Source organism: Asticcacaulis solisilvae (assembly GCF_052327315.1).
Lineage (GTDB): Bacteria > Pseudomonadota > Alphaproteobacteria > Caulobacterales > Caulobacteraceae > Asticcacaulis > Asticcacaulis solisilvae_B.
Genome location: NZ_CP166197.1, coordinates 685,622 through 709,216, shown reverse-complemented (window position 1 = coordinate 709,216; position 23,595 = coordinate 685,622). Strand labels below are relative to the sequence as shown.

The window sequence follows — 23,595 nt, the reverse complement described above, 5'->3', positions numbered from 1 at the left end:
ATTGAAATTTGTTGAACATGACTTTGCGACGCCATTCGTCCATTGCCCATGCGGCCTATCATGATCTGCTGCGGCTGCTGATGGACGACCGCGTTTCCGATCTGCGCGGAACGCCGACACGTGTCGTGAGGGGGGAAAGGGTCTATTGGTACGACAGCTACCGCGTCGGCACCGAGGTCCGCAAAACCTACATCGGCGAAGACAGTGACGCCCTTAGGGCGCGGATCGAAAGACACCGGGACTTACGAATCGGCGCCGAAGCGCGGGCCGCCGAGCGAGCGCGGCTTATCCGCATCCTGCGCGCCGAAGGGTTCATGGGGCCGGACGCCGCTGTTGTCCGCCATGGCGAATGTCGGTGTGTTCCGCCTTGGCGGTACCATCGTCGGAACGCACGCTTTCAGGTTCTTCGAGGGCGAACTGGGACTGCGCTATCGCTTCGACGACACGGCGCAGACCGACGATCTGCGCCAGGCGTACAGGGATGCTGTGTCGCAGGGGCCGAGATGGCGGGAACGTCTGGCAAAAGCGCTGGAGTTTTATCCGCAGTATGTCGACGCTTTACGATGATCAACTTGGCGATATCGGCGGCTTGGCCGTCATATCGCAATATTTGACATTTATTGCCATTGGCGCATAATCCCCAACAAGGAGATTGCCATGCCTGCGAGCCTTCATGTCAGCCTGCCAGACGATTTACGCCGGTTTGTCGATAGCCGCGCCGGAGACAGCGCGCTGTATGCGACGCCGTCGGAATATGTACGCGATCTGATCCGGCGCGATATGCAGCGTTTGTCCGTGGAGCAGTCGATGCTGCGCGGCCTGGATCAGGCGGAGCGCGGCGAATTCGTTGCAGATGACTTCCTCGGTCGGCTGATCGACGACATCGGCTGATGCCGCGCTACTCTATTACGACGGAGGCGGCGCACCATCTGCGTGAAATCGCGCGATGGGGTGCCGATCGATGGGGCGTGGCCCGAGCCAGATCCTATCTTGAGGATCTTCGCGCGGGCTTCGAATTCATAGCGCAACGGCCGCAAGCCGTACCTCAAAGAACACGATTGACCGGACCGGCGAACCTTCGCCTTCATCGCGTCCGCAACCACTATGTGGTTTTTACCCTCGTCACCGACGCTCACGTCGTCATTGTCGGCGTTCTGCATGAGCGGATGGACGTGCCGGCGCGCCTCGAAGCCTTGCAGGCGCGCACGCAAATCGGGCTTGATGAATTACGAGTGCTCGATCTGCGCAATCTGCCCGGACGAGATTAGTCCGCCAGACGGGTGTTGATCATCAGCCCGTTCTTCAGCGTCAGGGTCACCGGCGTACGTTCGCAGATATCCAGCAGGCGCTTGACCTGGGCGTCGTCGAGCGGGCCGGTAAACCGGACCTTGCGGTCGATGATCTCGGCCCCGTCCTCGCGATAGAAGTGCAAAGAGACCTCGGCGGCCTCGAGCGGCCACTGTTTGCGCTCGGCGTACATGCGCAGGGTAATCGCCGTGCACGCCGACAGCGACGCCAGCAGAAGATCGTAGGGCGCGAGGCCCGCATCCTGGCCGCCATTGTCGGGCGGTTCGTCGGCGATGACCGTGCGGCCGGCGACCTCGATCGTCGTCTTGAAGTCGGTGGTGCCGATATGGGCGATGGCGCGGGCCATGATCTCAGTCCTTTCCGGGAGCGGACTTTAAGCCGCCCGCGCCATCCATATCACGGGGCCGGGATGCCCGTGATAAAACTTAGCCGTGCAGCTTGATCGCGGTTTCGGCCACCTTGCGGCCCTGGTAGCGCGCGCCGGTCAGCTCGTTCTCGGTCGGCTGGCGCGAACCGTCGCCGCCGGCGATCGTGGTCGCGCCGTACGGCGAGCCGCCCGTCACTTCGTCGAGCTTCATCTGGCCGGCGTGGCCGTAGTCGAGGCCGACGATGACCATGCCGAAGTGCAAAAGGTTGGTGATGATCGAGAACAGCGTCGTTTCCTGGCCGCCGTGCTGGGTCGCCGTCGAGGTGAAGGCGCCGCCGACCTTGCCGTTGAGCGCGCCGCGCGCCCACAGGCCGCCGGCCTGGTCGAGGAAGGATGCCATCTGCGAATTCATGCGGCCGAAGCGCGTGCCTGCGCCGACGATGACCGCGTCGTAGTCGGCCAGTTCGTTGATCGTGGCGACCGGGGCGGCCTGGTCGAGCTTGAAGTGCGATGCCTTGGCGACCTCTTCCGGTACGGTTTCGGGCACGCGCTTGATGACGGCTTCGGCGCCGGCTTCGCGCACGCCTTCGGCCACCGCCTGGGCCATGGTTTCGATATGGCCGTAGGCCGAATGATAAAGAACGAGAACCTTGGTCATGGACATCTCCGTGGGCAGAATCAGAGTAACTGATACAATTACATATACAAATTCGTCAAGCCCTGCCTTATCGTTCCGGCGGTATAAAAATACGATGCGGAGACAAACAAAAAGCCTCCGTCGCCGAAGCAACGGAGGCTTTGCGCAAAAGGAAGGAAAACCGCTTACTTGCCCTGGACGTTCAGGGTCTGCGGGTCGATATGGACCGTGGCCGTCGCCGTGATATCGGTCGCCGAATTGCCGGTCATCACCTTGTAGTCGCCGCCCTTGACGGTCCAGGTCTTGCTTGCGGAATCGTAGGTCGCCAGCAGGCGCGGATCGACGCTGAGCGACAGGGTCTTGCTTTCGCCGGCATTGAGCGCCGTCTTGGCAAAGGCGCCGAGGCGCTTGGGCGCTTCCCAGCCCGCATCCGAAGCGGGCGCGACATAGACCTGGGTGACCGTGCTGCCGGCGGTCTTGCCGGTGTTCTTGACGGTGACCGACACACGGGCGCCCTTGCCGTCAGCCGACGCCGACAGGCCCGAGGTGGCGAAGGTCGAGTAGCTGAGGCCATAGCCGAACGGGAAGAGGGGCTTCAGGCCCTTCTTGTCAAACCACTTGTAACCGATGGCCGCGCCTTCGATGTCGTAGTCGCTGTGCGGGTGGGCATCGTCGTCCAGCTTGGGATCGCCGTCGAGCTTCGGACGCGGCGTCTGGTCGAGCGAAGCCGGGAAGGTGACAGGCAGGCGGCCCGACGGATTGACTTCGCCGGTCAGGACACGCGCGATGGCTTCGCCGCCGGACGTGCCGGGATACCAGGCTTCGACGACGGCGCCGACATTGGCCAGCCACGGCATGAGCACGGGCCCGCCGGTTTCGAGGACGACGACCGTCTTCTTGTTGGCCTTGGCGACGGCGTTGATCAGGGCATCCTGGTTGTCCGGCAGGCTGAGGTCCGGCGCGTCGATCGATTCCCCGGTCCACTGCGTGGCGAAGACGATGACGACGTCGGCGCCCTGGGCGGCCTTGGCGGCGGCCTTCGGATCCTTGCCGTCGTTGTAGACGACATTGGCCTTCGTGCGCGCCTGGATACCCTTGAGCGGCGACGAGGCGTAATAGGTCAGCGGGCCCGGGAAGCCGTCGGGGCCTTCATTGTCGAAGCGCTTGGCGCCGACCGCATAGACCTGCGACGAACCGCCGCCCGACAGGACACCGAAATCGGCATGGCCGCCGATGACGACGATCTTCTTCGCGGTCCTGGCCAGCGGCAGCAGGCCGGTATTCTTCAGCAGGACCAGACTTTCTTCCGAATCGGTCTGCGTCGTCTTGGCGTGGCCGGCCCAGTCGATGGTCGCCGACTGGTCGCCCTTGACGGGATCGTCGACGGCGCCGGTGGCGTAGAGCGCCCAGACGACGCGTTTGGCCATGTCGTCGAGGCGCGCCTGGGAAACGTGGCCGTTATTGACGGCTTCGTTCAGCGCGGCGGCGAAATAGGGCGATTTGTCGAAGGCCCAACCCGATTCCTGGTCGAGGCCGGCATTGGCGGCGGCGACCGTCGAGTGCGTCGCGCCCCAGTCCGACATGACATAGCCCTTGAAGCCCCAGTCGGTCTTCAGGACCTGGTTGAGCAGCCAGTCGTTTTCGCAGGAATAGGCGCCGTTGACGCGGTTATAGGCGCACATGACCGAGGCCGGCTTGCCGATTTCGTAGGCGAACTGGAAGGCCAGCAAATCCGACTCGCGCGCGGCCTTGTCGTTGATCTTGACGTCGATGGTGAAGCGGTTGGTTTCCTGGGCGTTGAAGGCGTAGTGCTTCATGGTCGACACGATGTGGTTCGACTGGATGCCCTTGATTTCGTTGCCGGTGATGACGCCGGCCAGCAGGGGATCTTCACCGCTGTATTCGAAGTTGCGGCCGTTGCGCGGCTCGCGCACCAGGTCCATGCCGCCGGCCAGCTGCACGTTGAAGCCCGACAGTTTGGCTTCGTTGCCGATCATGGCGCCGCCGGCGAAGGCCGACTCCGGATTCCAGGTCGCCGAGGTGGCCAGGCCCGAGGGCAGGGCGGTACGCAGGCGCGGCGTGGGCGAACGTTGCGTGGCGACGCCGACGCCGGCGTCGGTTTCCCACTGCGCCGGGATGCCGAGGCGCGCGATGCCGGGCACGTAGCCGGCCGAGTCCGCCAGGCCGTCCTTCGGGAAGATGAAGTTCTTGGTGCCGCCCGACATCCAGGTGGCGTTGGTCGAGAAGTAGCCAAAGACCATTTGCAGCTTTTCAGCCTGGGTCATGGCCTTGACGGCGGCGTCGGCGCGTTCGTCGGGGCTTTGTGCGCTTTGGGCGGAAGCCGCAAGCGGCGACAGCGCTATCATCGACAGGGCAGCGGCGCTCAGCAGGAGGCGTTTGGTCTGGGTCATGCGGGGGTTCCCTGGATTTATTTTTGAGTTCGGCGCGGCGCGCCGGAAAGGCCGTATCCTGGTTTAGGCAATTCGAACCGTATCGGCAAGGTGTGCACTACGCGCGTTAAGACCTCATTAATGCCAATTGTAATCGGTTGCATCCCAGAGTCGAAAAAGGCGGCCTTATGATAGACCGCCTTTCCGACTTTATGACCGGCCGTCGATAACGACCTTTACCCTGACGTCCGGATTGACCTTGATCCTGCCGGTGTTGACGACAACGCTCTTCGTGTCGGTCTGGACGACCACATCGGTCATCGCGTCCGGTGACGGTATCGCCATGGGGCGTGCGTCGGGCAGTTTGTTCAGCGCCACCACGATCGGCTTTTGTTTGACGACGGGCTCGATGACATGGATCGTACCTTGCGGGACGACGACCAGACCCTTGGCGGCGAAGACAACCGGGGTGCTGAGGCTGGCCAGCGGGGCAGGGGCCTTGGGTGGCGCAGGCGGCTGGGGTGCCGACTGTACCGGCGGGACGGGAAGGACCGGCGGCACGGGGGCGGCCACGGAGGGCGGTTCCGGCGGCTTCATGGCCTCGGCCTGCCGGGCCAGGCTATCGGCCGCCCGGCGCAGGGCTTCGGCCTGCATGGAGGTCTGGTCGGCCATGGCCCGGGCTTGCAGGCGGGCCTGCTCGGCGCCTTCACGCAGGCCCTCGGCCTGGGCGCGGCGCACCTCGTCCGAGTTCATGGCGGCCTTGGCCTGTTCGGCCGCGGCGCGGGCCTGATCCGCCCAGATTTCGGAATTGTGCTTCCAGTCGTCGGAATCGAACGTCCAGTCCTTGGCCTTGATCTTCCAGGCCTGGGCCATCTTGCCGGCCTTGGCCTGGAGCGCATCGATGCGGTTCTGGTTCGTCGGCTTCGGCGCCAGGCCCGACCAGAAGTCCTTGGGCTCGACATCGGCATCGGTGGCCTCGGCGGCCGGGCTTTCGCCGGCGTCGGCGCTGGTTGTGGTGGTTGTGGTGGTCGTCTCCGTGGCCAGGGTCCGGGTTTCCACGCTTGATCCGCCGGCATTTTCGGTGGCCTTGATCCGGCACTGCTTCTTGGTCGTTCCGGTGTTGTGAGCGGCGACCTGGCTGACGGGCACGGCCATGGCGGCCAGCACGGCGACGACCAGCGGCGCGGCGACGAGGGCCGGTCGGGCCGGTGAGCGGCTTCCCGGTTGACCTTCGCCGAGAACGCGGCGGACGCGGGACAACAGGCTGCCGTCCTTGCCGCCCAGCGCCATGGCGAGGCTGGGGGACAGTTTACGGGCCGGGCGGCGTTCCTCCAGCGTCAGCAGGGCCGTGGCGTAGGTCAGCGGATCGCGGCACAGGGTGACGGCGGCATCGTCGCAGGCCAGTTCGCGCTGCTCGCGGAGCGTCTTGCCCAGCCACCACACGGCCGGATGGTAGAAGAAGAGGGTTTCGATCGCGGTTTGCAGCAGGTTCCACGCGAAGTCGGCGCGGCGGATATGCTCCAGCTCATGCGCCAGGACAGCGTCGAGCTGGTCCGGGCTGAGCGCGGCTATGGCCGAGACCGGCAGATAGACGACCGAGCGGACAATGCCGACGACAAAAGGACCGTCGATGCCGGCGTGCATGCGCAGGCGGACATTCTTCAGGCCGAGGGCGCGCGCGGCCGCGGCAAAGCGGGCTTCGAGCGCGGCGGGAACGGCCTGGGCCTCGGCCGACAGGCGGTGGATCAGCAACAGGCCGCCCATCATGCGCGCCGACAGGGCGATGACGCCCAGCGCCCACACCGTGTCGAGCCACGGCAGCACGTCCTTGAAGGCAATCCCCGAGGCGGCGCTGACGCGGGCCACCGACAGCACGTCGGCGGGCATTGTGTCGTGGGCAGCCAGCCTGGCCCATTCCCAGCCGAAGGTCGCGACGGCGGTCGCCGCCATGGCGATGAGGGCAAGCAGATGGACGGTATAGCGCGGGCCGGGCTTCAGACCCGGCGTCGCCAGGGTGACCAGGCGTGCGGCGCCGGCAATGACCGCGCCCTGCCAGCAGAAGTGGACAAGGGTGAGGCCAAGCGCCTCGAACGGAACCTCGAACGACATCATTGCATCCTCCCGGTTGGGATCAAGAGTCCTTGGACTTGCGGGCGATCAATGCCCGGATCTGTTTCAGCTCATCGTCGCTGGCCGGCTGCAACGACAGGGCGTGCATGGCCAGAAGCGCCGGTGAACCGGCGAACAGCTTCTCACTCAGGTCCTTGAGCAGCTGCGTCTGCATGGCGGCCTCGGCCATGGCCGGGCTGTAGATATGCGCCTTACCGGCTTCTTCGCGCACTGTCAGGCCCTTTTCGGTCATGATCTGCAGCGTCTTGAGCACGGTGGTGTAGCCGGTCGTCCGCGTGGCGCTCAGCACCTCATGGATATCGCGCACGGTGGCGGGGCCGATCGACCACAGTACGCGCAGGATTTCCAGCTCGGCTTCGGTCGGCTTTTTCAGCGGCAATTCGGGTGTCGGCGACTGTGTCATGCCGCAAAGATACGAAGGGCTTCGTAACAAGTCAACGAAAATCTTCGTAGATGCATTTGCATCGGGTTTTTACGATGGGCGGCGGCGATTATCATCGTTTTTGCCCTCGCTCCGGCCTTAGCGTCATCGTCATGAACGCCATGTCTTTCGATCTTCACGACTATGCGGCCCAGGCGAAGGCGTCGGGCCTGCGCTATGTCAGTGACGCCGTGCCGGGCTTTACGCGCCGCCGCTACGGCAAAAGCTTCGTTTTCTTCGACAAAAGGGGCGAACGCATCCGCGACGAGGCCGAAATCCAGCGTATCCGCAAGCTGGCCATTCCGCCGGCCTATAAGGATGTGTGGATCTGCCCCCATCCGAACGGCCATATCCAGGCGACCGGTATCGATGCGAAGGGCCGCAAGCAGTATCGCTATCATGCCGACTGGCGCGCCTGCCGCGACGCCACCAAGTTCACCCACATGCTGGCCTTCGGGGATGCCCTGCCGCAGATCCGCGCCGTTATCGCCGGCCATATGGCGCAGCGGTCCTTAAGCCGCGAAAAGGTGCTGGCGACGGTGGTGGCCCTGCTCGAAAAGACGCTGATCCGCGTCGGCAACGACGAATACGCGCGCAATAACGGTTCCTATGGCCTGACGACCCTGCGCGACGAGCATGTCAGCGTCGAAGGTTCGACCATCCGCTTCCGCTTCAAGGGCAAGTCGGGTAAGCAGTGGAACCTCAAGGTCAGCGACCGCCGCATCGCGAAGGTGGTGCGCGCCTGCGCCGACATCGAGGGCCAGGAGCTGTTCAAATATATAGACGAGGCGGGCGAGGTGCGGGACCTGACCTCGGGCGACGTCAATGCCTATCTGCGCGACATCACCGGCGAGGCCTTCACCGCCAAGGACTTCCGCACCTGGACGGGAACGGTGCTCGCGGCCATGGCGCTCAGCGAATACCGCGAGGTCGACAGCGAAGCCCAGGCCAAGAAGAATGTCGTCGCGGCCATCGAGCGGGTGTCGGCGCGGCTGGGCAATACGCCGTCGGTGTGCCGTAAGTCCTATGTCCATCCGGAAGTGATCAACGCCTATCTCGACGGCGACCTGGTCCGCCAGATCGACGGCGAGATCGGCGACGCGCTGGACGATGCAGGGCTCAAGCCCGAAGAAACGTGCGTGCTGACCCTGCTGAGGCGCAGGCTGGCGGAGGATTAGCCGCCGCTATCCCGCTGTTATCAGTGCGCGGAGACACGGGGCCAGGCATTTGTTCCACGCCCGTTTCGGTTCAGTGTCATGGATGAGGACCGTCTGATGGCGGCTTTCGCTACGTCGCTCAACCCTGTAAAGGCGAAGCCTGTCACCAGGGCCGGAGATTGGTCATGGTCGAGCGCTATGGCGCCCATGGTGATGGTAAAGACTCAGGCCGTGTCATCGTTGTCCCGGGGCTGGATCGCATCGATGCTTTGCCGCCTTCCTGGGGGACGCGCCTGATGACAATGCACTGTGGGCCAGCGTTCTGAAGGCGAATATCTCGGTCGCCCGGTCGGCGCAAGGGTGTGGATCAAACGCCCCGGGCGCGGCGTCCTTTCGAGGCAGAAGCGGGGCTCAAAAAACCAGGGTGTTAAGCTGGAGGTAAAGGGGCGAAAGCTTGACGCTATTTTGGTATTTGATGATAACCTGTTGTCTAATTGATTTGCTCATTTGCCGTTAGCTATGGTTGTCTACGGGGTCACAAACAAGCGTCGGAGCTTTAAGTGATGTTCGTGCCGGCAAGGTCGCGGTCAGGCGGTTGAGCAAATGGCTCGGAAGACTGGGTGTCCCTATGTCACCGACGAGGTTTTTGTCCTCTCAGGTTACGTCGGGATCACCCTTTTGGCGTCGGGCGTTTTGACTGGGTGTGTGCGCTCAGGCAGCTTCCCAGTCGAAACGCTCACCCGACAGCCAAAGCTTGTGCAGAAGGGCGGCGAGTTTTCGGGCGACAGCGACGCGGGCGCGTTTTCCGCCCTTGGCTAGCGCCAGCGCCTTGCCCCAGGTTTGAAGCGCGAACGGCCTTTTGACGCGGCACAGCAGGTTGTTTGCAGCTTCGTACAGGGCATGGCGCAAGGTCCGGTCTCCGGCTTTTGAGATATGGCCTTTGGTATCGCGCTCCCCCGACTGGAATCGTCGCGGCGCCAGACCTGCATAGGCGCCGGCGTCGCAACCATGCGCGAACCGTTTCGGATCTTCGATGCTACAGATGTAGGTCATAGCAGTGATCGGCCCGACGCCGGGGACCGTCATCAGGCGCTCACACACCGCATCGGATTGGGCTCGCCGTTTGATGGTCGCGGAGATCGCCTTGATCTGGGCTTCGAGCGCCGTCAGGCTGGTTATCATGGGTGCGAAGATGTCCCGCAGCTCGGGCTTCTGGCGGAACAGGAAGTCAAGACGCTTGTTACGCATGCCGGGCGTGGTCGATCCGCCCAGCCGCAAGCCAAAGAGTTTCAGCAAGCCGCGCATCTGGTTGACCATGGTGTTGTGAGCCCGGACCATTTGCTCGCGCATCTTGAGCCGCGCCCGATCGAGGTGGGTCTGGCTATCCTTCATATGCACGGCCTTGAACCAGCCGGTCCGCGCCATCTGCGCCAGGCCCTCGGCGTCATGGACATCGCTCTTGTTCACCTGGACCGACAGGACGCCCTTGGCATGGCGGGCGCAGATGCAGACGACCGGAAGACCGCGCTCCAGAAGGCCGTGATAAAGGAACGACGACAAGGTGCCGGTCTCAAGAACGACGCGGACGAGGTCAGGGCAACGCGCGTTCAACTGCGTCGCGATGATCTCGGGATCAGTAACGCATACCCCCCGCCAAGCCACTTTACCGTCAGTGTCGACAGCGCAGATATGGGTTGTCTTGTCGGAAACATCCAAACCGGCATAAAACTCGGTCATGACCATTCTCCTTCATCAGGCGGCGTCAAAAACGACGTCACCTCAAAAATGGCACGATAAAGCAATTACGCCATGTCCCTGAAATTAAATTGGCAATTGTGAAATCCCGGCAGGCGATGCAATTAGGGATTTTATGGGTGACAAGGTTGCTTCGAATCCATGCCCCGAGAGTAAAGAATGAACAGGAAGCACACGCCCCTATCTATATGTCTTGCGGTAATCGGTTTGTTGCTGATATTCGCCGGTATGATACTGTCAGAGCTACTTCCACCGGGACTGCCGTCGGCATTGGGTAGTGTCTACATTATTCTTCCGATTGCCGTAATTGCCTTGTCGATTAAAAGTATGAAAAGGGTTGACGACAACCAGGTTGATAGCTTTCGTGATAGCAAGCTTCTTATCAAGCGGTCCGCAACATATGCCCGATTGGTGTCGGGCCTCCTCATTATCGGCGCGCTTATTGTATATGCCAGAGACCCGAATTTGTCTATTGCACAACTTTCGACTGACTCGGCCATCGTAATTCTTACTATAATTTCTATTTCTGTGTCGATTATTTTAACTGTCGTAAGTTCGTGGATAGACCGGCCGCCAAACAGCTAAGGCTCTGGCGAATCGGATTGCGGTGACATGATGCCAGATATCAATGTCATCGTTGCCAGGCTGGCCGGCAAGGAGACGCGTGGTGTCAGGCTGCGCGTCGATTTTTCGCCGCTGGGCAATATCGCTAAAACCGGAGATGCGCCGGGGGTGCCAGTGGTGGCGGATGCGGCGTCGCGTGCCGAGGCTGTCCAGGCGTTGGGTGAGTGCGGCCCCTATGTCGCGGCTGGTTCTCGTGAGGCAGTGGATATCGCTTTTCCCGCGCCGTAATGAACATGGGTGAGCGCGTTGAGTCTACAAGAAGCCCCGCCCACCGCCTTCGGCGGTCCCTTCGCGGGCGAAAGCTATACTTTGCCTCGCTCACCCCATAAATGGGGAGGGCCAAAACGGGCTCGAGCAAATTCAGGTGTGATGGCATTGCCGTAGACGGGGAAGGCCGAGATGCTTCCATAGGCCTCTGTTCGCTGAAGGCCCCGCCCCGTAGGCACTATATATATATAATGAGTGGGCGGGCGGCGCCGAGGCGGGCATGTGTTAATGCCGCGCGCAATACTGGCGGCGGGCCAGTAACACGCTCATGTCATACAAAAGCGTTTTGAATTCTCAGGTTTTTATAGGCCACGCATAGCAAACAACCGCGGCAAAAGTTGTAATCCTTATCAGCCCGATTAACCGTTAATTATGCTTTCCCGCTCACCATCGGGGTCCAAAATGCCTCCGTCAGAGGGGTGTCTGAGGGTTTCTCGGGAGACGTGTATGATCGCTAAGGTGACGCAGTCCATCCGCGCCAAGTTCGCGCTCGCTTTCGGTGTGCTTATGGTCCTGTCGATCGCGACGGGCGCCTTCTCCATCTGGAAGCTCAACGAGGTGTCGGCCATCGGCACCAAGCTCGAGAAAGAGATCGCGGCGGTTTCGACCCTGGGCGATCTTGCCCGTACGTCGCAGACGCTGTCGACGCTCAGCTTCCTGGAACACTACGCCACCGGCGACGAGCGCACGGCCTTCAGCCATGAATCGGCCTCGGCACGCAGCGACTTCTCCAAGTCGTGGAGCCAGTACACCGCCATGGTGTCGGGCGACGAAGAGGGCAAGCTGGCCGCCGACCTGCGCAAGGCGTGGCAGCACTTCCTGGCCGTCCAGGAAGAAGTCGTCGACCTCGACCGTGCCGGCCTGAACGCCGAAGCCGGCCAGGTCCTGATGAGCGACCTCAACGACGAGCGCCAGACCTTCTATGCCGCCGTGCGCAAGGTGCAGACCTATCGCCAGGGCAAGGCACAGGAAGCGTCGGCCCAGGCCAACCGCGTCAATTCGTCGGCCCGCATGTGGATCATGATCGCCATGGGTTCGCTGACCGTGTTCTGCGTGCTGGTCGGCTGGACCCTGACCGCCTCGATCTCCGGCCCGATCATGCGCATGACCAATGTCATGCTGCGCCTGGCCAACCACGACACCAACGTGACCGTGCCCGATACCGGCCGCACCGATGAAATCGGCGGCATGGCCGGCGCGCTCAACGTCTTTAAAGAGAAGCTGCGTGAAACCGAGGATCTGCGCTCAAGCCAGGCCGCCCTCGAAAAGGACATGGAGCGGCAGCGCCGCGCCGAGATCACGCGCCTGGCCCAGGACTTCGAAGACGCCGTCGGCAATATCGTCAAGGCCGTATCGACTTCGGCCTCGGACCTGCAGGCTTCGGCCCAGACCTTGTCGGCCGCCGCCGAGGAAACCAGCGCCCAGTCGGCTGCCGTCGAAACCGGCGCCCGCCTCGCCGCCGACAATGTGCGCAGCGTCGCCGCCGCCATCGAGGAACTGTCGGCTTCGGCCCGCCAGGTCGGCCAGCAGGTGTCGCGTTCCGGCGACATCACCGGCGCCGCCGTCGAACAGGCCGGCCGTACGCGCACTGTCATCGACACGCTGAGCCAGGACGCCGCCGAAGTGGAATCGGTCGTCGACCTGATCAACGCCATCGCGCAGCAGACCAACCTGCTGGCGCTCAACGCCACCATCGAAGCCGCCCGCGCGGGTGAAGCCGGCAAGGGCTTCGCCGTCGTGGCCAGCGAAGTGAAGGGGCTGGCCAACCAGACCGCCAAGTCGACCTCGACCATCGGCGTCTCGATCGAGAAGATGCAGGCCTCGACCGGCCAGGCCGTGGGTGAAATCGGCAATATCGAACGCACCATCGCCGAGGTGAACGACATCGCGTCGAGCATCACCGAGGCCGTGTCGCAGCAGGAACTGACCACGGCCGAAATCTCGCGCAACATCCACGAAGTGTCGCGCACCACGATCGAAGTGACGCAGAACATCAACGGCGTGACCATGGCGGCCCAGGAATCGAGCGAAGGCGCGCTACGCGTGCTCGACGCGGCTCAGGTCCTGTCGCAGCAATCCGACCGCCTGAAAGGCGAGGTCGAAAACTTCCTCAACCGGGTTCGTGCAGCATAAAGGGGGCGTTATGAAGAAATCAGCTCTGTTTGCCCCGATCGTGGGTATCGCCCTGCTCAGCGTTTGCGCGGCAGGGCAGGCTGTTGCCAAGACCAAGGTCTTCGTGTCGATGGCCAAGTCCGGCGACCGGTTCATCGATATCCTGCGCGACTCGGTCATCAAGTCGGCCGCGGACGATCCCGATCTGGACGTCACCATGCACGATGCCCACAATGACGGCCCGACGCAGATCAGCCAGCTCAAGGAAGCCATCGCCGAGCATGCCGATGCCTTCGTCGTCCTGTCGGTCGACGGCAAGACCGGCGTGCAGATGGGCGAACTGGCCGCCAAGGGCAATATTCCCATCATCTTCCTCAATCGCCGCCCGCCCGCCGACAAGTTCGACGGCCAGGCATCGATCGTGCTGTCGAACGACCTGGTTGCCGGCCGGCTGCAGATGCGCCTGATCGCCGACAAGCTGAACGGTACGGGCAATGTCGTTATCCTGCGTGGCGAAGAGGGCCATCCGGCCGCTATCGACCGCACGCAAGGCGTCAAGGAAATCCTGGCCAAGCGCCCCGGCATTCATTTGGTCGAGGAAGCGACCGGTAGCTGGAAGCGCGAGGAGGGCGAACGCCTGGTCACGCAGTGGCTGTCGTCAGGCCAGAAGATCGACGCGATTCTCGCCAATAACGACGAAATGGCCATGGGTGCGATCAACGCGCTGAAAAAGGCCAATATCCCGGCGGGCAAGATCCTGGTCGCCGGCGTCGACGGCACGCCCGACGCGCTGGAAGCGATCAAGAGCGGCTATCTGACATTGTCCTTCCTGCAAAACGCCCGGGCCCAGGCCGCCCAGGCGCTGGTCGACGCCAAGAAGGTCGCCAACAAGCAGTACGCGGAATTCTACGACTGGGTGCCGTACGAGCTGATCATCCCGACCAATGTCGACTCCTACATGCAGCCGGCGGCTCAGACCGCGTCGAAGTAGTTTCGGTATTTTGCTGAAATAACACCGTTAACCTTCTTGTCTGGATTCTGATTTTTTGCCGTCGTGACACATGGCGCGCCCTGACGCGCCCTTGCGGCATAGTGTTTGCAGTACCCAACGGGTTCAATGGGTGGAGCAAACAGTGACCAAGCGTACATACAAATTCCTGCGCGACGAATTCATTCTCTTTTCGCCTGCGCTGGCGGCAGCCCTTCTGACCCTGATTGTCGGGGTCGTGATGCCGCGCGATTTCACGCTCCTGCTCTTCCTGCTTATCGCAGCCATTCTGGCGGCCGGACTTCTGTCCTTCCTGCCGCCGGTGCGCGCCGCGCGGGCCCGTCTGGTCGCGGCCAGGTATCTTCCCGACCGCGAAGTTTGAAAGGAAGCGCCATGAACACCCTTACGTCTTTCGTCACCGGCTTCTGGAACGGCTTTTTCCGCACCACGCCGCACAAGACCGCCAAGCGCCACGAACGCCAGCTGCGCGACAACCTCGACGACGGCCAGGTCGATTCCATGGTCGACAGCACCTTCCCGGCCAGCGATCCGCCCAGCACCTATTAGGGCAGGCGGCGCAAGCCTCCTCGCATTCGCTCGGGCGAGGCAGTCGCGCTTGCAGACGCTGTTGGCTTCGGAGCCATCATCCTGATCCTTCGGGAATACAAAACGCCCGGCTCCTTGCGAAGCCGGGCGTTTTTGGTGTGTGATCCCCCGATGATTCGGCGGGTTTACGCCCAGCGACGCCGGCGGGGCTGGTTGACATAGGCCAGCGTCACCGCAATCGCCGCCCCGACCAGGCCGGCGACCAGGACGTCGCCCAGAAAGCCGTTCGACATCGGAATGGCATCGGTCAATCGGGTAAGGGGCTTGGCGGCGTCGGCCTTGCGCACCGCGTCGGGCGTCGCATCGGTCGCCTTCCAGACGTAAGGGTCCTGAATGGGTGTGCCGGTGTCGGCGGCGGTATCGGCAACGGTATCCATAGGCGTCTCTCCCGGTGTGTGAGACCCCGATTTTCCCGCCGAAGCCCATAAAAAAGCACTGCCTTTCACAGGTTTCGGCGCCTGCCGTTTAACGTTTCTTTAGCAGATCGGACTACACTAAGCGGTGCTGGGCCACTGTTGATTAGGAGCGCGAGATGAACGCGTTCGACTCGTCGATTGCCCTGTCCCTGTTCGGAGGATCGTCAGGATCCACCGGAATCGATACCGATCTGCTCAACAGCTATTATTCCGCCAGGGCCGGCGTCACCGGCCAGGCGTCGAGCGCGACATCGGGCGCCGCTGCGTCCGGCGGAACCTCCAGCACCAAGACCAATTCGCCTACCGGCCAGGCCGACGCGCCGACCGCGCCGTGGATCGACGACAGCGTCGCCCCACCGGTCAGCACCCTGGTCAACAACGTCATGGAAGGCCAGAGCTTCATCAACTCCGGTCTGGTCACCTCAAGCGTCCTGCAGGAATCGCCCGACTACTCCAAGCTGTTCACCCTCTACGAAGGCCTGAACGCGCTCGAAGGCATCGCCGAGGCCGCCCAGGCCAAGAACGTGTCGTCCTACCAGCTGCAATCCTATCAACGCCGGTTCCTGCAAGGGATCAGCCAGGTCTCCGACTATATCGACACGTCCAAGTTCGACCATGTCGACCTGACCGCTGGAACGCTGACCAGCGACCTCAAGAATACCGACGGCGCGGCGCGCACCAATACAACCTATGTCGGGCCCGACCTGCACCAGGGCACGACGAGCGACGCGGTCAAGGCCTTCGACGGCGCCGTGAAGTTCTCGATGACGGTCCAGCGCGTCGGCACCGCCACGCCTTACGTTATCAATTTCGACCTGTCGGAAATGGGGACGCAGACCCGTTCCATGTCGAACGTCGTCAGTTACATGAATTCGAAGCTGAAGGACGCCGGCGTCAGCACGCGCTTCGCCGTCCACACGACCGCCGCGGTCCCGACCACCGAAACCGTCAACGGCAAGACCGTGACCCTGTCGGAAGGCCGGCCAAGCTTCGGTTTGCAGATCAACGGCGTCAGTTATGAGACCGCGACCTTCAGCGCCGCCGCAAGCGCTGATTCCGTCTTCGTGGCGCAATCGACCGGCGATCCCACCAAGACTCCGGCGACGTCTTCGTCCTCGTCGTCATCGACGACGTCCACGACCTCGACGGCCTCATCGACTTCGACCTCCGCAACCACGACCGGTGACGGCACCGACGTGACATCGCAACTGATGAAATTCCAGACCGATGCCGATGCCACCGGAACGTTCCCCGACGCGACGGCCAAGGTCGGATCCACCTATTCGGTCGACGGTGAAATAGCACAGACCAAGCTGTCGTCGGCCGTCGCGGACGTCACCAAGGGTACGACCCAAAGCACCAACACGGTCAACGACGCCCTGGCGACCGCCGCCGGTCCCGACGGCAGCGTCTACGTGCTGGCCAATGTCAACGCGCAGGTCAACGGCCAGGACATCCAGGGCAACCAGGATGTTGCGCTTATGAAGTACGATTCCGCCGGGCATCTGGTCTATACGCGGACGCTCGGCGCCTCCCAGTCGGCTTCGGGCTATGCGCTGGCTGTGTCGGCGGACGGCAAGGTCGCCGTCACCGGCTCGGTGACCGGCGCGCTCAATATCGACAACGCCTCGACCACGCTCAACAAGTACGGCCTGCCGGTCGCCACAGGCATTGCGGCTTCGACGGCGCCGCTGTCGGGACCGGACGCCACCACGGCCGACACTTTCGTCACAATGTACGATGCGTCCGGCGTCGAACAATGGACGCAGCGCTATGTCGCCTCCGCCCAGGACCAGGGCACCAGCGTAACCTTCGGCGCCAACGACACCGTCTATGTCGGCGGCAAGACGGCGTCGAAAATCCCCGGCGCCGATGGCCAGGCCAGCGGCGGCACCGACGCCTATGTCAGCGGCTTTTCCGCGCAGGGCAAGCTGATGTTCACCCAGCAGTTCGGCACGTCGGGCACCGACTACACGCAGAAGATGGTCACCGACGGCAATACGCTGTACGTCGCCTCGACCCAGAACAACGACACCGTGCTGACATCCTACGACGTGTCGTCGGGCAAGCCGGTGGAAATCGGATCGCGGTCCCTGGGCGGTCTCGGCGGCGGCGAGATTTCCGGCATGTCGGTGTCGAACGGCAAGCTCTATCTTGGCGGCTCTTCCGGATCTGGGACCCTGCTCGGGTCACAGGCCACGGTCACGCGCGCCTATTCCGGCGGGTTCGACGCCTTTGCCTTGTCGGTCGATACCGACCTTACCAAGACGGCGGGCGACACGGTCGCCTATTACGGCGGCACCGGCCAGGAAAAGAACGCCCAGGTCAGCTTTACCGGCGGGACCGCCTGGATCGCCGGCCAGACGACCGGCGATATCGCGGACACGACCAAGATCGGCAAACAGGACGGCTATCTGGCGCAACTCGACGTCGCCAGCGGGCAGGTGGTGTCGCAGAAGCGCTGGTCGGGCACCGACGGCACGGTCAATGTCGGCGGCATCGCGGTCAATTCCGGCGGATCTTCGGTGCTCGACGCGCTGGGCCTGCCGCAGGGCACGGTGGTGGAAACCGATTCCAATCTCATCACCGCCAGCACCAGCGTGCGTGCCGGCGACTATTTCTACATGCAGGATCCGGGCACCGGCGTGAAGACCAAGATCACCATCGATCCCACCGAGACCATGGCGACCCTGGCCAAGAAGATCGAGCGGGCCTCGGAATACAATCTGACGGTGGATACGACGAAGGTGCTGGGCAAGCCGCTCGACCAGCTGGAGATCAAGCCGTCCAACCCGACCAGCGAGATGGAGTTCATCGCCGGCGGCGCCGGCCAGGATGCGCTGAAGGGGCTGGGCTTGTCGGCCGGCCTGGTCAGCAACGCCGCCAACAATACCATGGACGCGTCGTCGAACGACTACCTGACATCGAAGAAGGAGATGGGGCTCAGCTTCAACGGCGCGCTCAATCTCAACTCACCGGAAAACATCACGGCGGCGATCACCGCGCTCAAGGCGACCATGGCCAATGTGCAGAAGGTCTATACCTACCTGAAATACGGCGATCCGCAGAGCAGTTCCAGTTCGACCAAGACCGGCAATACGTCGGGGCAGGTTCCGGCCTACCTGACCAGCCAGATCGCCAACTACCAGGCCGCGTTACAGCGCCTGACCGGCGGAAGCTAGAGCCGCCTTCATTTCGGCCAGGGCCGGCGCCCAGTCGCCGAAGCGCGGCGCGACGAAGGTCCGCGCCTTGGGATACCACAGGTAGTCGTCGCGGCCGAGCATCAGCCAGGCGCGCGGCGGCATCAGCATCCAGATCGGCGTGCCCACGGCGGCCGCGATATTGCTGGTGGCGTTGGCTGGCCCCACGACCAGATCGAGCGTGGCGGTCAGGGCCGCCAGGTCGTCGAGATCGTCCTTCAGATCGATGCCTTGCGGCGTCGTGACGGTCAGCCCGGCGGCCTTCGCTTCGGCCATCTCGGCGGCGGTGTCGCCGTACTGCACATTGATGAAGTGGATGCCGGGCACGGTCAGCACATCGCGCCATTGGGCGAACGGAGAGAAATAACGGTCGCGCAGTTCGGTCGATTTCAGGCTTTTCCACAGGATGCCGACCTTGGGCTGGGGGCCGAGCTTTGCAAGCTGGTCGCGCCAGTGCGCGATGCGGTCCGGATCGGGCGTCAGGAAACGGTCGCGGGCAGGGAAGGCGTCGATGCCGCCGCGATAGAGCGGCAGGAAATCGCCGAGGAGCGCCCAGGCGTCGTAATCCCTCGCCTTCAGGTCCGGGAAGGTCCGGCGGATCCGCCCGTCGACCGTCTGCGTCTTGTGCGCCATCACGGTCACATCCGGAAAGCTGCGCTGGAACAGCGGCACAAGACGCGGTTCGACGGCAAGACCGGCATGGCCGTCGCCGATGTCCATCAGAATATCTGGCAGCAGCGACGCGAACAAAACCTCGTCGCCCAGCCCCTGTTCGGCGCTGATGAACAGGCGTTTGCCGGAGAGGGGGCCGCCTTTCCAGCGCGGCAGGCGCGTGACGTAATCGACCTCGCCCAGGGTGCCCCGCTTGTGCCGGCCTTCGTACCAGCGCCAGCCGGCTGAAAGATCGCCGGTGCCGAGCGCCATGTGCGCGGCGGTCAGCTCCGCCGAGGCGCGGTTGCCTGCGTCCTTGAAACCCTTGGCGCACGTCGTCACGTCATCGAGCGCACCCCGGACATCGCCTTCGTCGAAGCGCACGGCGCCGCGATGGAAGCGGGCGTTAAGATTGCCGGGATCGAGGCGCAAGGCTTCATCGAGGAAGATCAGGGCGGTCGGCCGGTCGCCCTTGGCGACCATGGTCGTTCCAAGCGTTTCCCAAAGCGGCGCAAGCGTCGGGTTGGCGGCAAGGGTCGGTTTCAGGAGGTCGATGGCGGCATCGACCTGGCCGGATTCTCGCAAGGCCTCGGCATAGGCGCGCACGGTCAGCGGGTCATGATCGCCCTGGGCCAGCAGGTGGGCATAGAATTTCGCGGCCATGTCGAACTGGCCGATGCGGAAGGCTATGTCGGCCAGGAGGTGGACGGTTTCATGGGAGGCGGGATCGAGGCCCAGCGCGGTCTGGCAGGCGTCGAGCGCGGCGGGCAGGTCGCCCCGCGCCTGGAAGGCCCTGGCCTTCCGGCGCCAGGCGTCGGCATCACGCGACACGGTTGTCGAACAGTCCCGGCGCGAACCGGTCCTCGACGGCGGCCTTGACCGCGCCCATGACCTCGGTCCAGTCGGTCATCGACGGAGAGAAGAAGACCCTGGACTTCGGATACCACGGGAAGCGGTCGGTACCGAGGCTGTTCCAGGCGTGGGCCTGGGAAACGATCCAGATTTCGGTGCCGACGGCGCCGGCGATATTGCTGGTGGCGTTGGCCGGGCCAAGCACGCAGTCGAGCGCGGCGGTCAGTGCCGCCAGGTCGTCGAGGTCCTGTTTGAGATCGATGTCGGGTGGCGTCCAGATGTCGAGACCGAGCGCGGCCGCCTGTTCCATTTCCTCGGTGGTATCGCCGTACTGGAGATTGATGAACTGCACGCCCGGGACCGACAGGACCTCCTGCCATTGGCTGAAGGGCGAATAGTAGCGGTCGCGGCGCGAGTGCTTGATCAGCGACTTCCACAACAGGCCGACCTTGGGCTGGTCGTTCAGCTCGGCCAGCTGTGCCTTCCAGTAGGCCACGCGTTCCGGATCGGCCTTGAGGAAGGCCGGCTGGTCGAAATCGGAGACCTGCGTGCGGTAGCGCGGCAGGAACTGGCCCATCGTCGCCCAGGCATCGACCTGCGACCAGTCTTCCATGTCGGGGAACAGCCGCACGGGCCGGGTCCTGTATCGCGTGGTGTGGTGGCGCGTTACCGTGCATTGCGGGAAGGACCGCGCGAACAGCGACACCAGGCGTGGCTCGACGCCGATCGTTACATGTCCCTCCGGACCGACCTCATCGAGCAGATCGGGCAGGATGCCGGCGAACATGATTTCGTCGCCCAGGCCCTGTTCGGCCGACAGGAACAGGCGCTTGCCCGCAAGACTGTCGCCCGGCTGCCATTGCGGCCGGTCGATCAGGTACTGCATGTTCTCGTCGGTGCCGTCCTTGTCGCGCGCCTTGTACCAGTCCCAGCCGGGAACGAGGTCGCCGGCGGCCAGATACGAGAAGGCGATCGACAGCTTGCAGGTATGGATGTTGATGGCGTCGGCGAAGATCGGCAGCGCCGTCATCAGGTGGTCGCGGCCCTCGTCGAACTGGCCGAGATTGCACTGGGCATTGCCGAGATTGTAATGGGCATGAACGTGGCGGGGATCGTGGCGCAGGGCCTCGGTATAGAAGATGACGGAATTGGTAAGGTCCCCGCGCGCATTGACCACCGTGCCGAGCGCATTCCACAGCTGGGCGCTGTCGGGCGTCAGCTGGATGGCGCCGCGCAACAGCTCGACGGCGTCGTCGAGGCGATTGCCCTCGCGCCAGACGCTGGCCAGGTTGTTGACGGCTTCGACGTGGCCGGGGCTCATCTCGATGAAGCGCAGGAAGAATTTTTCCGCCAGGTCGTTGAGATCGAGGCGGTAGGCGAGGCGGCCGAGATCATTGATGATCGCGGCATTGTCCGGCATCAGCTTATGGGCGCTTTCGTAGCAGGTCAGGGCGGTGGCGAGGTCGCCGAGCTTTTCGCGCGCCACGGCGAGGTAGTGCCAGGCGTCGCCGCACTTTTCGTCGACGTGCAGCGCTTTCAGCGCCATTTCGCCGCCCTTTTCCCAGTTGCCGGCCTTGAAGGCCAACAGAGCGTCGCGCAGGAAGGCCAGCGTATCGGCGCGCTTGATGGTTTCGGTGTGGGCCTGGAGGATACGCAGGGCTTCGGACGACGCGGAATCGCCCATGATCTGGGCGGCGGGATTTACGGCGGCCTTGGCGGGCTCGAACGGCATGGCCGCGCTGCGCTTCAGATCAGAAACAGGCGGTTTCTGGAAAGATGAGGGCGTGGACATGAAAAAGGCTCCGCATATTGCGGAGCCTATGGTGATGGGATTCGCTTAACAGCGTCTAAAGATTAACGCCTTAGTTAACGCTGCGGCTGGCGAATGTGCGGCAGGCCGTCGACCCAGCGGCTGATCGTGTCGTCCATGCGGCCGAGCACCGCGATGTGCAGCGACTTGAACGGCTGGCTGGCGAGAGTCAGGAAGATCGAGAACATGCCGGTCTGTTCCTGCTGGCCCAGCGCGTTGATCACATCGGTCTTGCGGATGACGCGGTCGATCATCAGGCCGTTGTATTCGAGGCGGTCTTCATGGAGGGTCAGCTTGCAGCGCCAGACGATCGGCGCGCCGAACAGCGCCACCGCGATCGGGATCATGGACAGGACGCAACCGCCGAACTGCGCCGCGACGCCGTGCAGATGGGTGTAGGCCTGCATCACGCCGGCGACGCCGATAACGACCAGGGCCAGGGCGGCCAGGGTCACCAGGGTCTTCACGATCGGACCGAATTGATAGACTCGCGGGTTCATCTCGATCACAGGCATAGAGCCTCCCAAACTCATGACTTTGAAACGACGCAATTTTTAACGGGTGCGTCAATTTGACCGATGGTTACATCGAAACTGCGAGGATTCAACACCTTTTTGCTGAAAATATCGTTCTGTTACGTCAAAAAACATCGTTCTTTCAAAGCTTTCCGGTCCGTGGGCGGTGCCTGATAACCTCGTTTTTATACGCACGTGCGAAAAAATAATGCGGCAGTGCGACATTCTGCCGCTTGCGAGCGTGACCAAAATCCTGTTTAGGACACAAAAAATAAGTAGCGTCCCGGCAGGGCGGAGCGCGTTAACTTCTTTGTGTGCTCTGGGTTTCCAATAGTGCGTCATCAAGATTACAGTTCGGAAGACATGACCTCCTCGATCCATTCCGCGGGGGGTATCTCCGCGTCGAAAATGCTGCGGCGCACAATAAAGCCCGCCACCATGGCTGGCCTGATGGCCGCCGCCGGGCTTCTTTTGTCCGGATGTAAAATGGCCGTGATGGACCCCAAGGGTCCCGTCGGCGCCAGCGAAAAAGACCTGATCCTGCTCGCGGTCGCGCTGATGCTGATCCCGGTCATTCCGGTTATCGTCATGACGGTCGCCTTTGCCTGGAAGTACCGCGCCTCGAACACCAAGGCGACCTACGCCCCCGATTTCGAACATTCCAACCGTATCGAGGCCGTCGTCTGGGCCATTCCGTGCCTGATCATCCTGGCGCTGGGCGCCGTGACCTGGGTGTCGACCCATACGCTGGATCCGGGCAAGGCCGTTGCGGCCACCGCCGCGAACGCCAAACCCGTCGAGGTCGAAGTCGTTTCGCTCGATTGGAAATGGCTCTTTATCTATCCGGACTATGGCGTCGCTTCGGTCAACGAACTGGCTTTGCCGGTGGGCACGCCCGTGCACTTCAAGCTGACGTCTGCCAGCGTGATGAACGCCTTTTTCATTCCGCAGCTAGGCAGCCAGATCTACACCATGACCGGCATGGAAACGCAGCTGAACCTGCGCGCCGATGCCGCCGGTGATTATGAAGGCATGTCGACCAACTATTCCGGCGAAGGCTTCGCCGGGATGAAGTTCACGGCGCGCGCCATGGACCAGGCCGGTTTCGACGCCTGGATCGCCAAGGCCAGGACCTCCGCCAACAGCCTCGACTTGGCCGGCTATGCCCAGCTGTCGAAGCGCAGCCAGGACCTGCCGGCAAGCTATTACGGCAGCGTCGACCCCACCCTTTTCCATCGCGTTCTCAACAAGTGCGCCGACGGCTCCGCCCCCTGCACCGACGACGGTATGAAGATGGCCATGGTCAAGTCCATGTCCGCCGAGCAGTGCAAGAAGGCCACCAAGACCGAACGCAAGAGCTGAAAATCATGCACCCCGCAAAGATCTATC

The 23,595-nt window shown here is 63.0% G+C and carries 21 protein-coding genes; 11 read left to right on the top strand and 10 right to left on the bottom strand.

Annotation, left to right across the window (positions count from 1 at the left end; translation table 11 throughout):
- Positions 1-342 precede the first annotated feature (342 nt).
- From AB8717_RS21850 to AB8717_RS21840, 3 genes are all read left to right on the top strand, one after another.
- Positions 343-567 carry a GSU2403 family nucleotidyltransferase fold protein gene (locus AB8717_RS21850; RefSeq protein WP_443751430.1) on the top strand — a complete coding sequence of 75 codons (225 nt, stop codon included), beginning with the start codon at positions 343-345 and terminating at the stop codon, positions 565-567.
- Between the two features lie 90 nt (positions 568-657).
- The gene (locus tag AB8717_RS21845; protein ID WP_443751151.1) at positions 658-891 is read left to right on the top strand and encodes a ribbon-helix-helix domain-containing protein; all 234 of its coding nucleotides are present in this window, start codon (positions 658-660) and stop codon (positions 889-891) included.
- A complete protein-coding gene (locus tag AB8717_RS21840; RefSeq protein ID WP_443751150.1) occupies positions 891-1,268 on the top strand; it encodes a type II toxin-antitoxin system RelE/ParE family toxin in 378 nt (125 codons plus the stop codon). Before AB8717_RS21845 ends, AB8717_RS21840 begins: the two co-directional genes overlap by 1 nt.
- On the opposite strand, the gene AB8717_RS21835 is transcribed toward AB8717_RS21840, so the two are convergent.
- The 5 genes from AB8717_RS21835 to AB8717_RS21815 form a co-directional block, all read right to left on the bottom strand.
- Positions 1,265-1,654 (bottom strand): OsmC family protein, encoded by a 390-nt coding sequence (locus tag AB8717_RS21835; RefSeq protein ID WP_443751149.1) that lies wholly within the window; start codon positions 1,652-1,654, stop codon positions 1,265-1,267. The two genes, AB8717_RS21840 and AB8717_RS21835, sit on opposite strands and share 4 nt — an antisense overlap.
- Before the next feature lie 79 nt (positions 1,655-1,733).
- Entirely contained in the window at positions 1,734-2,333 is a 600-nt protein-coding gene (gene wrbA / locus AB8717_RS21830) for an NAD(P)H:quinone oxidoreductase (protein ID WP_443751148.1), read from the bottom strand.
- Between the two features lie 164 nt (positions 2,334-2,497).
- Complete coding sequence (locus AB8717_RS21825) at positions 2,498-4,723, bottom strand: glycoside hydrolase family 3 C-terminal domain-containing protein (RefSeq protein ID WP_443751147.1); 2,226 nt, start codon at positions 4,721-4,723, stop codon at positions 2,498-2,500.
- A 189-nt stretch (positions 4,724-4,912) separates the two neighbouring features.
- A complete protein-coding gene (locus tag AB8717_RS21820) occupies positions 4,913-6,814 on the bottom strand; it encodes a M56 family metallopeptidase (RefSeq protein ID WP_443751146.1) in 1,902 nt (633 codons plus the stop codon).
- Positions 6,815-6,833: 19 nt separating this feature from the next.
- The gene (locus tag AB8717_RS21815) at positions 6,834-7,235 is read right to left on the bottom strand and encodes a BlaI/MecI/CopY family transcriptional regulator (protein ID WP_443751145.1); all 402 of its coding nucleotides are present in this window, start codon (positions 7,233-7,235) and stop codon (positions 6,834-6,836) included.
- A 131-nt stretch (positions 7,236-7,366) separates the two neighbouring features.
- Between AB8717_RS21815 and AB8717_RS21810 the strand changes: the two genes are divergently transcribed.
- Positions 7,367-8,431, top strand: a complete 1,065-nt coding sequence (locus AB8717_RS21810) for a DNA topoisomerase IB (RefSeq protein WP_443751144.1) — start codon at positions 7,367-7,369, stop codon at positions 8,429-8,431.
- 690 nt (positions 8,432-9,121) lie between these two features.
- Here the strand turns inward: AB8717_RS21810 and AB8717_RS21805 are convergent.
- A complete protein-coding gene (locus AB8717_RS21805) occupies positions 9,122-10,147 on the bottom strand; it encodes an IS110 family transposase (RefSeq protein WP_443747245.1) in 1,026 nt (341 codons plus the stop codon).
- Positions 10,148-10,777: 630 nt separating this feature from the next.
- On the opposite strand from AB8717_RS21805, the gene AB8717_RS21800 reads away from it, so the two are divergent.
- The 5 genes from AB8717_RS21800 (at position 10,778) to AB8717_RS21780 (ending at position 14,723) form a co-directional block, all read left to right on the top strand.
- Positions 10,778-11,017 (top strand): hypothetical protein, encoded by a 240-nt coding sequence (locus tag AB8717_RS21800; RefSeq protein ID WP_443751143.1) that lies wholly within the window; start codon positions 10,778-10,780, stop codon positions 11,015-11,017.
- Between the two features lie 486 nt (positions 11,018-11,503).
- Positions 11,504-13,189: a methyl-accepting chemotaxis protein gene (locus AB8717_RS21795; protein WP_443751142.1), complete on the top strand. Its 1,686-nt coding sequence runs from the start codon at positions 11,504-11,506 to the stop codon at positions 13,187-13,189.
- 10 nt (positions 13,190-13,199) lie between these two features.
- Positions 13,200-14,159, top strand: coding sequence for a substrate-binding domain-containing protein (locus AB8717_RS21790; RefSeq protein ID WP_443751141.1), 960 nt, complete (start codon positions 13,200-13,202; stop codon positions 14,157-14,159).
- Between the two features lie 142 nt (positions 14,160-14,301).
- On the top strand, positions 14,302-14,538 hold the full coding sequence (locus AB8717_RS21785) for a hypothetical protein (protein ID WP_443751140.1): 237 nt from the start codon (positions 14,302-14,304) through the stop codon (positions 14,536-14,538).
- 11 nt (positions 14,539-14,549) lie between these two features.
- A complete protein-coding gene (locus tag AB8717_RS21780; protein ID WP_443751139.1) occupies positions 14,550-14,723 on the top strand; it encodes a hypothetical protein in 174 nt (57 codons plus the stop codon).
- A 164-nt stretch (positions 14,724-14,887) separates the two neighbouring features.
- On the opposite strand, the gene AB8717_RS21775 is transcribed toward AB8717_RS21780, so the two are convergent.
- Complete coding sequence (locus AB8717_RS21775; protein WP_443751138.1) at positions 14,888-15,139, bottom strand: hypothetical protein; 252 nt, start codon at positions 15,137-15,139, stop codon at positions 14,888-14,890.
- Positions 15,140-15,294: 155 nt separating this feature from the next.
- On the opposite strand from AB8717_RS21775, the gene AB8717_RS21770 reads away from it, so the two are divergent.
- Entirely contained in the window at positions 15,295-18,360 is a 3,066-nt protein-coding gene (locus AB8717_RS21770) for a transcriptional regulator (RefSeq protein ID WP_443751137.1), read from the top strand.
- Here the strand turns inward: AB8717_RS21770 and AB8717_RS21765 are convergent.
- The 3 genes from AB8717_RS21765 to AB8717_RS21755 all read right to left on the bottom strand — a co-directional run bounded on the left by AB8717_RS21765 (position 18,334) and on the right by AB8717_RS21755 (position 22,206).
- Positions 18,334-19,860 carry a tetratricopeptide repeat protein gene (locus AB8717_RS21765; RefSeq protein ID WP_443751136.1) on the bottom strand — a complete coding sequence of 509 codons (1,527 nt, stop codon included), beginning with the start codon at positions 19,858-19,860 and terminating at the stop codon, positions 18,334-18,336. The two genes, AB8717_RS21770 and AB8717_RS21765, sit on opposite strands and share 27 nt — an antisense overlap.
- Positions 19,850-21,673: a tetratricopeptide repeat protein gene (locus tag AB8717_RS21760; RefSeq protein ID WP_443751135.1), complete on the bottom strand. Its 1,824-nt coding sequence runs from the start codon at positions 21,671-21,673 to the stop codon at positions 19,850-19,852. Before AB8717_RS21760 ends, AB8717_RS21765 begins: the two co-directional genes overlap by 11 nt.
- A 74-nt stretch (positions 21,674-21,747) precedes the next feature.
- Positions 21,748-22,206, bottom strand: coding sequence for a hypothetical protein (locus AB8717_RS21755; protein ID WP_443751134.1), 459 nt, complete (start codon positions 22,204-22,206; stop codon positions 21,748-21,750).
- 486 nt (positions 22,207-22,692) lie between these two features.
- Here AB8717_RS21755 and cyoA point away from each other — a divergent pair, with 486 nt between their 5' ends.
- Positions 22,693-23,568, top strand: a complete 876-nt coding sequence (gene cyoA / locus AB8717_RS21750) for a ubiquinol oxidase subunit II (RefSeq protein WP_443751133.1) — start codon at positions 22,693-22,695, stop codon at positions 23,566-23,568.
- The last annotated feature ends 27 nt before the right edge of the window (positions 23,569-23,595 follow it).

Bases quoted from the DNA above. Each gene is read 5' to 3' on its own strand.
- AB8717_RS21850 (WP_443751430.1), top strand. From the start codon at position 343: ATGGCGAATGTCGGTGTGTTCCGCCTTGGCGGTACCATCGTCGGAACG.
- AB8717_RS21845 (WP_443751151.1), top strand. From the start codon at position 658: ATGCCTGCGAGCCTTCATGTCAGCCTGCCAGACGATTTACGCCGGTTT.
- AB8717_RS21840 (WP_443751150.1), top strand. From the start codon at position 891: ATGCCGCGCTACTCTATTACGACGGAGGCGGCGCACCATCTGCGTGAA.
- AB8717_RS21835 (WP_443751149.1), bottom strand. From the start codon at position 1,654: ATGGCCCGCGCCATCGCCCATATCGGCACCACCGACTTCAAGACGACG.
- wrbA (WP_443751148.1), bottom strand. From the start codon at position 2,333: ATGACCAAGGTTCTCGTTCTTTATCATTCGGCCTACGGCCATATCGAA.
- AB8717_RS21825 (WP_443751147.1), bottom strand. From the start codon at position 4,723: ATGACCCAGACCAAACGCCTCCTGCTGAGCGCCGCTGCCCTGTCGATG.
- AB8717_RS21820 (WP_443751146.1), bottom strand. From the start codon at position 6,814: ATGATGTCGTTCGAGGTTCCGTTCGAGGCGCTTGGCCTCACCCTTGTC.
- AB8717_RS21815 (WP_443751145.1), bottom strand. From the start codon at position 7,235: ATGACACAGTCGCCGACACCCGAATTGCCGCTGAAAAAGCCGACCGAA.
- AB8717_RS21810 (WP_443751144.1), top strand. From the start codon at position 7,367: ATGAACGCCATGTCTTTCGATCTTCACGACTATGCGGCCCAGGCGAAG.
- AB8717_RS21805 (WP_443747245.1), bottom strand. From the start codon at position 10,147: ATGACCGAGTTTTATGCCGGTTTGGATGTTTCCGACAAGACAACCCAT.
- AB8717_RS21800 (WP_443751143.1), top strand. From the start codon at position 10,778: ATGATGCCAGATATCAATGTCATCGTTGCCAGGCTGGCCGGCAAGGAG.
- AB8717_RS21795 (WP_443751142.1), top strand. From the start codon at position 11,504: ATGATCGCTAAGGTGACGCAGTCCATCCGCGCCAAGTTCGCGCTCGCT.
- AB8717_RS21790 (WP_443751141.1), top strand. From the start codon at position 13,200: ATGAAGAAATCAGCTCTGTTTGCCCCGATCGTGGGTATCGCCCTGCTC.
- AB8717_RS21780 (WP_443751139.1), top strand. From the start codon at position 14,550: ATGAACACCCTTACGTCTTTCGTCACCGGCTTCTGGAACGGCTTTTTC.
- AB8717_RS21775 (WP_443751138.1), bottom strand. From the start codon at position 15,139: ATGGATACCGTTGCCGATACCGCCGCCGACACCGGCACACCCATTCAG.
- AB8717_RS21770 (WP_443751137.1), top strand. From the start codon at position 15,295: ATGAACGCGTTCGACTCGTCGATTGCCCTGTCCCTGTTCGGAGGATCG.
- AB8717_RS21760 (WP_443751135.1), bottom strand. From the start codon at position 21,673: ATGTCCACGCCCTCATCTTTCCAGAAACCGCCTGTTTCTGATCTGAAG.
- AB8717_RS21755 (WP_443751134.1), bottom strand. From the start codon at position 22,206: ATGCCTGTGATCGAGATGAACCCGCGAGTCTATCAATTCGGTCCGATC.
- cyoA (WP_443751133.1), top strand. From the start codon at position 22,693: ATGGCCGTGATGGACCCCAAGGGTCCCGTCGGCGCCAGCGAAAAAGAC.